Below are 13321 nucleotides of genomic sequence, written 5' to 3'. Positions count from 1 at the left end.
AGTTACCTGATTTATGTTTAACCGTGATGGACAGGGGAAATACCGCACCATGGATTACAGCAACATTATTAAAGAAATTGGGCGCGGTAAAAATCATGCCCGCGATCTGGAAAAGCCTACCGCCTATGCGTTGTATAAAGCCATGCTGGCTGGGCATGTTCCCGATCTGGAATTGGGGGGCATCCTGATAGCCTTTCGTATCAAAGGGGAGTCTGAGCAGGAAATCCTGGGGTTTTATCAGGCGATGCAAGAGCAGGTCATGTCACTGCGCGCGCCTACGGACTACCCGTTACCGGTAGTGATCCCAAGTTACAATGGCGCGCGTAAACAAGCGAATTTAACACCGTTACTGGCATTACTCCTGTCACGTATGGGGCTGCCCGTGGTGGTACACGGCGTGACCGAGGACAGCAGTCGGGTAACCAGTGCCGAGATCTTCCAACAACTGAATATCCCGTGGTCACTTAACGCCGCCGACGCCCAGCAGCGGCTTGATAGTGGGTTACCGGTATTTATCCCTGTATCAGCATTATCGGCCCAATTAGACCAGCAATTGCAGTTACGCTGGCGAATGGGGGTTAGAAACAGCAGTCACACACTGGCAAAATTGGCAACCCCGTTTATTCACGATAATGCATTGCGCCTTGCCAGTGTTTCTCACCCAGAATATATGCAAAAGGTTGGCGGTTTTTTTCAGGCGATCGGCTCACCGGCACTGCTACAGCAAGGGACTGAAGGGGAGGTTTATGCTAACCCCTCACGCTGCCCACCGATTCATTACATTAACGGGGGAGTGCAGCAAATTTTACTGGAACGTCAGCCAGAACCGGGCGAACTGGTGTTACCCCAGTCGAAAGATGCCGCCATAACGGCACGCTGGATTGAAGGTTGTCTGGCTGGAGAGTGGCCTATTCCTGATGCTATTCAGAAGCAACTAGCATGTTGTCTGGTCGCGGTCGGGCGAGCGGATACTCCCGATCATGCGTTGCAACAGATTAAGACTATGTGAGTTTTTTGCGCGCGCGGCCGCGTAAAGTAGCATCAGATAGCGGCACCAAACTAAGCCAATTTGTTCTGAGCGAGTTGTGGTTATGACATCAGATGAAGTATCCAACCGATAGGATTCACTTTTACTTTGATGGCAATACCCACCACCCGCTCTGCGGCGATTTATGCTATCTTACGCGCCAGAAAATGCCGATCAGAGAGCCAGACGATGGAAAACAAAAAAATATTCCCCAAAGAAAAAAGCGGATTACATCCCCGAAATCGTCATCGCTCACGCTATGATTTTGATTCTCTTTCAGTAAGTTGCCCTGAGTTAGTTCCTTTTCTGGCACCTACTGCCTATGGTGATATTTCTATCGATTTTGCCGATCCTCTGGCGGTCAAAATGCTCAACCGGGCATTGCTGAAACATTTCTACGGCATTGAATATTGGGATATTCCGGCTGATTTCTTATGCCCCCCCATCCCTGGTCGTGCTGACTATGTGCATCATTTGGCCGATTTATTGGCCAGTTGCAATGAAGGGGTTATCCCGCAGGGTAGAAATATTGCGCTGTTGGATATTGGTGTCGGTGCGAACTGCATTTATCCGATTATTGGTCAGCGGGAATACGGCTGGCGTTTTACCGGGACTGATATTGATCCACAAGCCCTCAGTGCTGCAAAAATGGTGGTGTCGATGAACCCGACGCTGAAAAACACCTTGCGCCTTAAACAGCAAAAAGATCCCCAGGCCATTTTCGACGGTATTCTGGCGGTGAATGAACGTTACGATGCCACACTGTGTAATCCGCCGTTCCATGCCTCCGCTGAGGAGGCCGCAGCAACCACGCGTCGCAAGTTACATAAACTGGGTAAAAGTGAAGTTGCCGCTAAACCGGTACAAAACTTTGGCGGGAAAAATAGCGAATTATGGTGTGAAGGTGGCGAAGAAGGGTTTGTTAGCCGTATGGTAGCGGAGAGCGCAACTAAGGCGCAAAACTGCTTTTGGTTCACCTCATTAATCTCTAAAAAGACCACCTTACCGGCAATCTATCATGCCCTGCGCTATGCCAACGCCGTAGAGGTCCGCACCATTGATATGGCACAAGGGCAAAAAGTCAGCCGGTTTGTGGCATGGACGTTCCTGACGCCGGAGCAGCAGGTGGCGTGGAAAGCTGAACGTTGGTAATACCCTTCGTCCTTGACGCCGCAGGGGTGTTGGCTGCGCGCACTTACCCGAATCACTGACTTGAGTCAGCTCATCGGGATGCGTTTGCTGGCCGCCTACCTGCAACGCCAATGACTTTGGGTATTCTTTTCTTCGTCCTTGAGGCGCAAGGTGTTGGCTGCGCGCACTTACCCGAATCACTGACTTGAGTCAGCTCATCGGGATGCGTTTGCTGGCCGCCTACCTGCAACGCCAATGACTTTGGGTATTCTTTTCTTCATCCTTGAGGCCGCAGGGGTGTTGGCTGCGCGCACTTACCCGAATCACTGACTTGAGTCAGCTCATCGGGATGCGTTTGCTGGCCGCCTACCTGCAACGCCAATGACTTTGGGTATTCTTTTCTTCGTCCTTGAGGCGCAAGGTGTTGGCTGCGCGCACTTACCCGAATCACTGACTTGAGTCAGCTCATCGGGATGCATTTGCTGGCCGCCTACCTGCAACGCCAATGACTTTGGGTATTCTTTTCTTCGTCCTTGAGGCCGCAGGGGTGTTGGCTGCGTGCACTTACCCGAATCACTGACTTGAGTCAGCTCATCGGGATGCGTTTACTGGCCGCCTACCTGCAACGCCAATGACTTTGGGTATTCTCTGCTTCGTCCTTGAGGCCGCAGGTATGATCGGCTTATCAACTCAACACAAAAAAATCTGGCGGGGATCATCAAGATGCCCGCCAGCGGTATGCTAGGGTAATGTCAGCCCATCATCAGGAAACGTGTTGCAGGAATTCCCGTAAACGTTCACTTGGTGGATTTGAGATCAGGCTATCCGGGTTGCCATCTTCAGCGACTCGGCCTTTATCAATGAAGATAAGGCGCGATGCCACTTTCTGGGCAAAACCCACTTCGTGAGTCACGATAACCATGGTCATACCTTCTTCGGCCAAATCCTTCATTACCGTCAATACTTCGTGACGCAATTCCGGGTCCAGCGCAGAGGTTGGCTCATCAAACAGCATCAACTTGGGTTTTACCGCCAGCGCACGGGCAATAGCCACACGCTGCTGTTGGCCACCCGATAGCTCTGCCGGATAATGATGGGCACGTTCTTCCAAGCCAACCTTGGTTAACAACGCCATAGCAAGTTTGTTAGCTGCCTCTTTAGACGCACCACGAACGCGAATCGGACCAAAAGCGACGTTTTCCAAGGCTGTCAGATGTGGGAACAGATAAAACTGTTGAAACACCATGCCAGCTTCCTGACGAATCAGGCGCTCATCGACTTTGGGATCATTGACATTCAGACCATCGACAATCAACTCACCACTGGTGATGACTTCCAGCTTATTGATACAACGCAGCAGGGTGGACTTACCCGAGCCGGAAGGGCCAATAATCACCACCACTTCACCTTTGGTGATATTCAGATTGATATCGTGAAGCACCTGGGTTTTACCAAAGTGTTTAGAGACGTTTTTGAATTCAATCATATTATTTTCAGCTTTCTTTCTAACCGGCGCAGAACGAAGCTCAGAGCCAAGGTGATAATCAGGTAGATCACCGCCACCGCACTCCATATCTCCATGGCGCGGAAGTTGCCGGCAATAATTTCCTGACCCTGACGAGTCAGTTCTGCAACGCCAATCACGATAAACAGTGAGGTGTCTTTAATACTGACAATCCACTGGTTACCGAGTGGCGGCAGCATACGGCGCAGGGCCAAAGGGGCAATTACGTAACGCAAGGTATCGCGTTTGGATAAGCCGAGAGCCAGACCCGCCTCGCGGAACCCATTGTGGATTGACAGCACCGCACCACGGGTAATTTCTGCGATGTAAGCCCCTGAGTTAATAATAATGGTAACAACGGCGGCTGAGAAAGGATCGATGCGCACCGGCATCATCATCGGCAATGCAAAGTAGATAAACATCACCTGCACCACAATCGGCGTGCCACGGATCAGTTCAATAAAAACTAATGCGATATTTCTGCTCAGCCAACCGCCATAGGCGCGGGCAAACCCTGCTATAACCCCAATAATCAGGCCGCCAAGCAACCCCAGGACCGAGATCCATAGGGTTAACTTGGCGCCTTCAAGCAGGATTGGGATGGCGGGCCAAATAGCGCTCCATTCAAACTGCATGGATATTCTCCTGGTCTAAAAACGGCAAAATGAATTACTTAGGTTCTACGCCGAACCATTTTTTATAGATTGCAGCGTAAGTGCCGTCTTCTTTCAGAGATTTCAGAGCAACGTTAACTTTGTCACGCAGGTCGCTGCCTTGTGGGAATGCAACACCATACTGTTGAGCTTTGATAGATTCGCCCACTGCTTTGAACTGGCCATTGCCAGCAGTTTTGATGAAGTAAAGGATGTTTGGCGTGTCATGCAAAACGGCATCAGCACGGCCAGTACCTAACTCCAGATAGGCGTTATCGATATTCGGGAATTGGCGCAGGTCTTTGGTTTTGATGTTGGCTTTAGCATAATCCACAGAACCGGTGCCGCTTTTCACTGCCAACACTTTGCCTTTAAGATCAGCTTCGCCTTTGATGTCTTGGTTGTCAGCTTTTACCATCACCAGCAGACCGCTGTTGTAGTAACCATCTGAGAAATCAACGGCTTTTTTACGTTCATCAGTGATAGTGATACCGGCTAGTGCCAGATCCACATTTTTGGTTTGCAGTGCTGGAATGATACCGCTGAAATCCATAGGTTTCAGGGTGTATTTTAAATCCAGTTTCTTGGCGATGGCATCCCATAAGTCGATATCAAAACCGACATATTTATCCCCTTGTTTGAACTCAAAAGGAACGAACGCGGTGTCAGTAGCAACGATCAATTCTTTTTCTGCGGCGTGAGAACTAACAGCAAAGGCCAGCGTAAGTGCGACCAATGAAACTTTGACAAGTGACTTCATAAGTGGGAGTTCCTTTGTACTTTTGTGGATGGAGACCCGTTTTTTATATTTCAGATAGCAATATGAAAAGATCGTGCCAGAAATGCAAGTTATTTAAAAATAACGAAATTATTCTAAGTGATTAGCACGCAATTACTTAGCTGGCACTGTTTGCACCATCATGACTCACCAAAATAGTGCGTTAATATCATTTTGGTGCAACTAATCCATTATTTACTTATTATTAACTCCTTAGTTAATAATATACAATCGATAATCAACATCAATGTAACAATATTGTTAACTATCTCCGATTTTTGTTCGGTAATGGTGCAATAAGGCGGGGATGAGGGAGGGATTGCTATCTGAGTTGGCTGTCTTTACTGCCACGGCGGTTATATCCGGCATGGCTAGCTTGGTGTTTGTCTAATTCATTCTGGCAACTCAGGCAATATTTTACCCCAGCCAGAACATTACGCCGTGCTTCTGGAATAGCTTGGCCACATTCAAGGCAATATAACTCACTCTCACCACTGCCAAGTGCCTGTCTGGCGCGTTGCACCGCATCTTCAATGGTGGAGTCAATTTGATCTTGTACTGCGCCGTCGCCGGCCCATCCACTTGCCATATGACCTCCGTGCGTAGGGCCGGATGACCGGCCCTGTGCCCATAACCGTTAAAATTGCAGGTGCGTTGGCTATTCCCATTACCCGGCCTGTCTTCCTGCATTTTACGATCTATTGGGTATCAAACTGAGTATTACTCAATATTTGACTCGATAAACCACAGGAATTTATCCAGATCACGAGATGCGGCAGTAAACATATCAGCACTGTCTTCATCTTCTACGACTGAAATTGCTTTACGTATATCATTAGCCACTACTGCATAGCGGTCTGCCAGCGCTTTAAGATGTTCTTGCACGCTATGGATATTGGTTGGATAACTTTTCAGCGGTGTTTTGTCATTAATGACTTGTGTGGTTCCGAGCGCGACACCACCGAGTTGTACGGCTCGTTCTGCGAAGGTATCCAGGTGATCAGTGAGGGCGGTGCGGAAGCCATCCAGCATTTCATGCACCGCGATAAAGTTGGCACCGCGCATATTCCAGTGAGCCTGTTTGGTCATCAGCGACAGATCAATAAACTGAATAACCATATGGTTTAATACTTTCACTGTGTCAACTTTGACATGTTCTTCAACATCGTTGCGGGTATAGAGCAGTTCGGAAGATTTTGTTTTTACCAGTTTTGCTGTGCTCATAATAGGTATCCCTTTATTGAGTTGATTACCAATTTCTTCACCGGATTAAGTATAACAAAGATATTTAAATTTGTAGGGTAGATTCGGCCTATCAATTAAATAGTTGATAGTGGTGTTTATTTGTAAATGTAATTTATTGTTTCTTTTTAATAATATTATCATCGCGGTTTTTATGGCTAATTGAAAATAACTATTGCTGTGATTTGTATGGTTTTTATGAGGCCAATATCCATTTGGATGCTTTCAATAATATTTAATGCCACGGATGAGGCGAAGGTGTTATTAATTAATAGCTTGGCGAACATGAGTAATATATATAATGCGATGAATAGTTCCGTACCGGAACGAATCAGCAGGTATGCCAGTCAATAAATTCAACCAGCATACCCGGTATGACTACTGAGCGTGGGCAACAATAAACAAGCGGGGGAATGCCAACAAACGGCGACCATCGGCCTGTTGCGGATAAGCCACATCAATGATTGCCAGATAGTCTTGCAAAAAATCCAATCGCATTGCTTCAGATAGCGGTTCAAGAAAAGGCCGCAAACCTGTGGCACGTAACCAATCGACGATGGCTTGCGCGGAAGGCATCGGGTGGTAATAGGTGGTGCGCCAAATATCTACCCGCTCTGCATTGGGGGCCAGTAAGTCATAATATTGATTGGCGGACAGAACCTTCGCCCGTATTGCCCCTGCCTCCAGTAGTGTTTGCTGCCATGGGGCGTTTTCTGCAACTTCACGCATAGCTCGATGGCTGGGTTCATCCTGATTATCCGGCATTTGGACGGCAAGTATGCCGTGGGTAGCCAGCTTGGAGAGCAATGAGGGGAAAAGCTGCAGGTGGTCGGTTAACCACTGTAACGATGCGTTAGCGTAAATAAGATCTTGTGGTTCAGAAGGTTGCCACTGGCGAATATCCGCTTCAAGAAATGCACATTCTGGCAGGCGCTGTTGCGCACTGGCCAGCATAGCCACCGAGTTATCAATCCCAACCAGTTGCGCCAAAGGAAAACGCTGGTGCAGCAATTGGGTGGAGTTGCCTGGCCCACAGCCTAAGTCGCTGATGTGCTGTGGTTGGGCGGTGCTGATACGGGCGAGCAGATCACTTGCAGGGCGGGTACGCTCGGCTTCAAATTGGCGGTATAACTCAGGATCCCAGTCTTGCATGCATAACCTCCGATAGAAAAAGATCAGTATGCGGCTCTAAGTGAAAGCCGCTAACGCTGCTGCATATCTGTCTATTATAGATCCTGCAATGGCCCGCTAAACAATACCGTACCGGTTGGCTGGTCAGTAGAGGGCCGCTGTGAGGTTCCAGTCTGATGAAACACGGTGATTTCACACCGCCTTTCAGGCAATTTGATCAAGTTGTGGCTTGGGTTTGATAGTCAGAGTAGCCCCGATAGAGGCACTGATTATCGATGCAAGAGCCAACCATTGAACCCATGTCAGATGCTCATTTAAGAATACCAATCCTGAAATGGCCGCCAGCGCGGGTTCCAGACTCATTAACGTGCCAAATGTGCGCGTAGGGAGCCGAGTCAGTGCGACCATTTCCAGTGAGTAAGGTAATGCCGTCGATAAAATGGCGACAGCCAGCGCAACGGGCAGGATTGCGGGATCAAACAGGGCAAGGCCGTTATAAGCCACCCCAATCGGGCAAAATACCAGCGCGGCAATCAGAGAACCCACCGCGACAGTCCCCGGACCGTGGTCACCGCCTGCTTTCTGCCCTGAAATAATATAGAGCGCCCAACAGGCCCCAGCACCTAAGGCACAAGCCGCACCAAATAAATCAATGGTACCAATGTTATGCCCCAGTGGTAATAAGAACCATAGCCCCAGAACGGCCAACCCTACCCAGATAAAATCCACCGGGCGGCGAGAAGAGAACATGGCAACCGCCAATGGGCCGGTGAACTCCAGTGCGACCGCAATACCCAATGGCACCGTTTTTAGTGACAGGTAAAACAAAAAGTTCATTCCGCCTAACGCTATGCCATAAATAAGCAGCGGTAAACGGCTGCCCGCAGCGAATCGCATCCGCCATGGCTTAAAGATGACGAATAAAATAAGTGTGCCAATACCCAGTCGCAGCGAGGTTATTCCTTGCGCGCCAACCAGTGGAAACAAACTTTTCGCCAGCGATGCACCACTCTGGATGGAGATCATAGCAATCACCAGCAACAGAATAGGGACTAAGGGGAGTGAATGTTTGGATGAAGGAGACAAAGACATCCTTTTGAGCCTCAAAGAAAATTGTTAGGTAACCGTCTTTGCCAGTGTAAATGAAATGTCAGCCAAGTGTTTGAAAATCACCAACGGAGTGAAAAAAGAAACGGAAAGCAGTGAAGGAAATAATAAATTTTTAGGATTGCGGTTTTTTAACGCTATTTTTGGTGGTTATTTAAGCGCTAAAACTAAGAATAATCTGGAATGGCTTTTGGTGATGGGAGTCACAAAAAGGTGTAGTATATGGGAAATTCGTAAGCGTATTAACAAGATGGAAGATTCTTGAAACTCTTTGTTACACCAAATAAATGGTTAGACAATCATATGTAGGCAGAGTTTCCTACTATTTATTGTTATAATTTCATGGTGTTTTTGTTTCATCTAAAAATTTGCGTCTTTCGAGGTGGTTATGAATAAAATTGCATGTCTTTCAGCCGTAGCAGCTTGTGTATTAGCAGTGACCGCAGGTTCAGCCTTTGCTGGTCAAAGTACCGTTTCTGGTGGTTATGCCCAGAGCGATTACCAAGGTGTTGCAAACAAATCTTCAGGCTTCAACCTGAAATACCGTTACGAGTGGAGTGATTCCCAACTGGGCTACATCACCTCTTTCACTCATACTGAAAAAAGCAGCTTCGGTGACAGCGCGTCTGTATACAATAAAGCACAATACAACGCTATCACCGGTGGCCCAGCTTACCGCATCAACGATTGGGCTAGCGTTTATGGCCTGGTAGGTGTGGGTTACGGCCGTTTCAGCCAGAACTACCCAACTTCTGCTAGCGACAAAAACAGCACCAGCGATTACGGTTTCACTTACGGCGCAGGTATGCAGTTCAACCCAATGCAAAATGTTGCCCTGGACGTTTCTTACGAACAGAGCCGTATCCGCAGTGTTGACGTTGGTACTTGGGTTGCTGGCGTAGGTTACACTTTCTAAGCGATTGCTTGAGAGTCTGCTTTCACGGTGTCATGCTGTGTCTGATAAAAATCCGCTTTCGGGCGGATTTTTTTCGCCTGTCGTATGGTGCAGGCGCGGTATTTATTCGCGGGTGATAATCATCTAATAACCGCACTTGCGGCATCTGCAATCAGCGCAATTATTTGCTGTGGATGAGAAAGTATTGAGGCGTGGCTGGAGGGCAACTCAATCACTTTTTGGGCTTGGATTCGTGCGGCAAAATCGCGTTGTGTTTCGACCGGTAGCATTCTGTCTTGTGTTGAAATCTGGTACCAACAGGGTTTTACTCGCCAGGCAGGCTGAGCAGACTTGTCAGTAAAAGCACGTGCTGCTAAGGGTTTTTGCACCATAGACATCACCAGTGCTTCATTCTCATCAATGTCATGACACATATTTTCGTGGAACTGGTTAGTGTCAATCCATAGGAATCCATTATCATCCGGGCGAATATAAGCGGCACCAACAGGAGGCTGACGCAATGCAAAAGTACTGGATAAGCTCTCTCCTGCATCCGGGGCAAAAGCGGCGAGATAGACCATACCAACCACATTTTGTAGATGCCCGACTTGCGTGATGACCATGCCGCCATAAGAGTGGCCCACTAATAGCGTAGGGCCATATAATGCACTGGTCAGCTTCATTGTGCGCTCCACATCATCAGCTAATGATGTCAGCGGATTTTGTATCGCAATAACTCGGTGCCCCATGGTGTGCAGCGCTGGGATAATATAGCGCCACTGCGAGCCGTCAGCCCATGCACCATGTACCAAGACAATATTCAGTTTTGTCGCCATATCTCCCCCATAATGGGCATTAGCCTAAATCATGCATAATATCTTTATGCCGAAATAGCCTTCTTGATGAATAACAATTTCTGCTCATTTACCCGTGTTAATTAAAAATCTTGTTTATAGCCAGATGTTATTAAAGTTAAATAAACCTGTTATTAGATTTAAAGTATAAAGCTCTGGACGCTAATGGCTTTAAGATAAGGATGAAAATGACGTGCTGAATTAATCTATTGGCGATATGCCATCCCTAATAGCAAAGGATACAATATTTTAAATTAACAAAAACAAGAGATTAACTAAAACTTATGTTTTGGCAGTACAGCGTAATTTACTGGTAAAAATGCGATTATATGACACACTATTATTAGCACAGTCTTATTTTTAGTTTCTAGTATGGTTTTAGTATTACGTTAAATAAAGATATATTGTATTTAATCAATGGGTTGTAATAAAAGTAGATTATAATAATGCATAGGTAGTAATAACTAATGGGTTTAAATCATGACGATACTCAGTGAACAAGCGCCACCTTTGCTACATGACACTAAGCTTGAACAGCAGATTTTAAGGCGTTCAATTTTTTGCACTTTATTTATCGCCATTATGGGGATTGTTTTTGGTATCGTATGCGGTTCGATGTCGATTATTTTCGATGGTATGTTCTCTGCTTTAGATGCCGGAATGTGCAGTTTATCGCTATTGGTTTCCCGGTTACTCGGTCAACCCCATAGTCGGCGCTTTCAATACGGTTTCTGGCATGTTGAACCACTGGTTCTGGCTTTCAATGGCAGCTTGCTGGCTTTTCTATGTCTTTACGCATTCGTCAATGCCATCAAGGGAATTGTCGATGGCGGCAGAGAGCTGGAACTGGGGTGGGCGATCGTCTATGCATTAGTGGTCAGTATCTTCTGTTTTACTCTCTTTTTAAAACAGAGCCGTTTAAATAAGCGTGTCAAGTCTGAGCTAATCGCACTGGATACCAAAAGTTGGCTAATGTCGGCATGCATCAGTTCCGCGTTATTAGTGGCCTTTTTGCTTTCATGGTGTATGGAAGGCACCCGCTATGAGCACTTGATAGTTTATACCGACCCCACTGTATTAGCATTGTTAACCTTAATCTTGATACCTGTGCCAATAAAAACGGTCATTTCGGCCGTCCGTGAAGTATTACAGATGACGCCGGACACACTGGATAGCGCCATTGAGAGCTTGATGGATAAATTAATGGCGAAATACAAATTTATTGATTATTCCCATTATGCCACTCGCATGGGGCGGGGGTTATTTATTGAGATTCATGTGGTTATTCCGCCAGAGATGGAGACAAGCGGTGTCAGTCATTTTGACAAATTACGCGATGAAATAGCCAAAGAAATTGGCGAGTCCGGCCCTCATCGTTGGCTAACGATCTCCTTTACCCGCGATGCAAAGTGGTTATAGCGTCACATTAATAGCGGGTCTGGAGATGTGTAAATAAATTAACCAGGGTAATGATTTTTATGAATAAGATGATTATTAATCGCCAGGCAAAACTTAACGCTATTGATACACCACCAAGATTTGATGCTGTTACCAAGGTAGCCATTAACGATGAAACCATCGAATATCGCCAAGCTAAAGTTATTCGTAATATGCGCCGTGCCGATATCGATTATTTATTGGTGTATGCGGACAAAGAGCATGGCGGGAACTTTGAATATCTGGCGGGGTTTATTCCCCGTTTTGAAGAAGCGGCTATGGTGTTACATGTGTCAGGTGAGGTCTATTTATTATTAGGTAACGAGAATTTAAAGCTATCTCACCATGCCAGAGTGAAAAATACCGCAATTCATGTTCCCTATTTTTCATTGCCAAATCAACCGATGGGCAACAATAAAACGCTTACTGAATTATTGGCAGCAACCAGGATTCAGCAGGCTAAAAAGATTGGGGTTGTGGGATGGAAACTGTTTACCAGCAAGTTGGATGATAACAGCCAATTATTTGATATTCCGCATTTTATTTTTGATGCGATTAAGCAGTCTGCTTCACCCGTAGCAACGATTATCAACGCTACCAGTCTATTTATTGGCAGTGATATTGCTGCCAGAGTGACTAATAATGCTAATGAATTGGCACACTATGAATATGGCGCTAATTTGGCGTCTAATTGTATTCTTAACGCATTAGCAGCGGTTGATATCGGCATAACAGAAAAGCAACTTGGCAGTTATCTGGCAGATGAAGGCCAACCGAATAGTGTTGTGATGATTGCAGCGACCGGCACCAGATTTGAACAGGCTAACTTATATCCCAGTGATAAAGCGGTACAACTTGGCGATAAAATATCATTGACCACCGGCTTTAAAGGCGGTTTGAGCAGTAGAACCGGCTATGCGGTGCATCAGGCAGGTGAACTGCCGTACGCGGAAAGAGACTATCTTGCTAAGGTCGCGCTACCTTATTACACCACTGTGGTCGCTTGGCTGGAAAATATTCGTATTGGTATGCCAGGTAAAGAGATGTACGCATTAGTGGATACGGTTTTCCCTAAATCACAATATCATTGGTCGCTCAACCCCGGCCATTTAGTTGCTGATGAAGAATGGTTGTGCTCTCCCATTTATAGCGATTCTGAAGAGAGAATTCGCAGTGGGATGATATTCCAAATCGATATCATTCCTTCGGTAAAAGGTTATGCCGGAGTGAGTGCTGAGGAGTGTATTGCACTGGCTGATCAGCATTTACGTAATGCGCTGGCTGCACAGTATCCTGATGTTTGGCAAAGAATACAAAAACGGCGTAGTTATCTCAGCGATATCCTGAATATCCATCTCAGTAAAGAGGTGCTACCGATGTCTAACACGGTTGGCTATCTGCGACCGTTCCTGCTGGATAAATACAGCGCATTGCAATGTTTTGATGAGTAACAGCACGAATAAGCCAGGGTTTAGGTTATTTATTTAAGGGGCTAATAGCCCCTTTTAGGGGCATCAAGTTTTTACTGCCATAGCCACTTAGCGCCAGATTTAAGCGCTTGC

At 46.6% G+C, this 13321-nt stretch carries 14 protein-coding genes; 6 read left to right on the top strand and 8 right to left on the bottom strand.

Going from position 1 to position 13321, the window contains the following annotated elements:
* Positions 1–49 precede the first annotated feature (49 nt).
* Together ybiB and rlmF are read left to right on the top strand one after the other, a co-directional pair.
* Positions 50–1009, top strand: a complete 960-nt coding sequence (ybiB, locus tag A6J67_RS18310; protein ID WP_050072870.1) for a DNA-binding protein YbiB — start codon at positions 50–52, stop codon at positions 1007–1009.
* Positions 1010–1216: 207 nt separating this feature from the next.
* Complete coding sequence (gene rlmF, locus A6J67_RS18305) at positions 1217–2179, top strand: 23S rRNA (adenine(1618)-N(6))-methyltransferase RlmF (protein WP_032907226.1); 963 nt, start codon at positions 1217–1219, stop codon at positions 2177–2179.
* A gap of 742 nt (positions 2180–2921) precedes the next feature.
* Here the strand turns inward: rlmF and glnQ are convergent.
* From glnQ to rhtA, 7 genes are all read right to left on the bottom strand, one after another.
* On the bottom strand, positions 2922–3644 hold the full coding sequence (gene glnQ, locus A6J67_RS18300) for a glutamine ABC transporter ATP-binding protein GlnQ (protein ID WP_032906831.1): 723 nt from the start codon (positions 3642–3644) through the stop codon (positions 2922–2924).
* Entirely contained in the window at positions 3641–4297 is a 657-nt protein-coding gene (gene glnP, locus A6J67_RS18295; RefSeq protein WP_004709093.1) for a glutamine ABC transporter permease GlnP, read from the bottom strand. Before glnP ends, glnQ begins: the two co-directional genes overlap by 4 nt.
* A 34-nt stretch (positions 4298–4331) precedes the next feature.
* Positions 4332–5075 (bottom strand): glutamine ABC transporter substrate-binding protein GlnH, encoded by a 744-nt coding sequence (glnH, locus tag A6J67_RS18290; RefSeq protein ID WP_005187518.1) that lies wholly within the window; start codon positions 5073–5075, stop codon positions 4332–4334.
* 340 nt (positions 5076–5415) lie between these two features.
* A complete protein-coding gene (locus tag A6J67_RS18285; protein WP_005187523.1) occupies positions 5416–5682 on the bottom strand; it encodes a DksA/TraR family C4-type zinc finger protein in 267 nt (88 codons plus the stop codon).
* A 131-nt stretch (positions 5683–5813) separates the two neighbouring features.
* A complete protein-coding gene (gene dps, locus A6J67_RS18280) occupies positions 5814–6317 on the bottom strand; it encodes a DNA starvation/stationary phase protection protein Dps (RefSeq protein WP_005187524.1) in 504 nt (167 codons plus the stop codon).
* A gap of 396 nt (positions 6318–6713) precedes the next feature.
* Complete coding sequence (tam, locus tag A6J67_RS18275; RefSeq protein WP_080608314.1) at positions 6714–7487, bottom strand: trans-aconitate 2-methyltransferase; 774 nt, start codon at positions 7485–7487, stop codon at positions 6714–6716.
* Positions 7488–7670: 183 nt separating this feature from the next.
* Positions 7671–8558 carry a threonine/homoserine exporter RhtA gene (gene rhtA, locus A6J67_RS18270; RefSeq protein ID WP_050088194.1) on the bottom strand — a complete coding sequence of 296 codons (888 nt, stop codon included), beginning with the start codon at positions 8556–8558 and terminating at the stop codon, positions 7671–7673.
* Positions 8559–8646: 88 nt separating this feature from the next.
* Between rhtA and A6J67_RS18265 the strand changes: the two genes are divergently transcribed.
* Complete coding sequence (locus A6J67_RS18265) at positions 8647–8838, top strand: hypothetical protein (RefSeq protein WP_162484274.1); 192 nt, start codon at positions 8647–8649, stop codon at positions 8836–8838.
* Positions 8839–8961: 123 nt separating this feature from the next.
* A complete protein-coding gene (gene ompX, locus A6J67_RS18260) occupies positions 8962–9489 on the top strand; it encodes an outer membrane protein OmpX (protein WP_005187535.1) in 528 nt (175 codons plus the stop codon).
* Between the two features lie 119 nt (positions 9490–9608).
* Here ompX and A6J67_RS18255 read toward each other — a convergent pair whose 3' ends face one another.
* Complete coding sequence (locus tag A6J67_RS18255) at positions 9609–10304, bottom strand: alpha/beta fold hydrolase (RefSeq protein WP_050288047.1); 696 nt, start codon at positions 10302–10304, stop codon at positions 9609–9611.
* Between the two features lie 498 nt (positions 10305–10802).
* Between A6J67_RS18255 and A6J67_RS18250 the strand changes: the two genes are divergently transcribed.
* Positions 10803–11741, top strand: a complete 939-nt coding sequence (locus A6J67_RS18250) for a cation diffusion facilitator family transporter (RefSeq protein WP_050088193.1) — start codon at positions 10803–10805, stop codon at positions 11739–11741.
* Positions 11742–11800: 59 nt separating this feature from the next.
* Positions 11801–13210: a M24 family metallopeptidase gene (locus A6J67_RS18245; protein WP_192945338.1), complete on the top strand. Its 1410-nt coding sequence runs from the start codon at positions 11801–11803 to the stop codon at positions 13208–13210.
* Positions 13211–13321: the final 111 nt, after the last annotated feature.

Origin of the sequence: Yersinia sp. FDAARGOS_228, assembly GCF_002073315.2 — a bacterium.
GTDB classification, from domain to species: Bacteria; Pseudomonadota; Gammaproteobacteria; order Enterobacterales; family Enterobacteriaceae; genus Yersinia; species Yersinia intermedia.
Note: the sequence above shows the minus strand (reverse complement) of the source record. Positions and strands in the feature narration are given on the sequence as shown.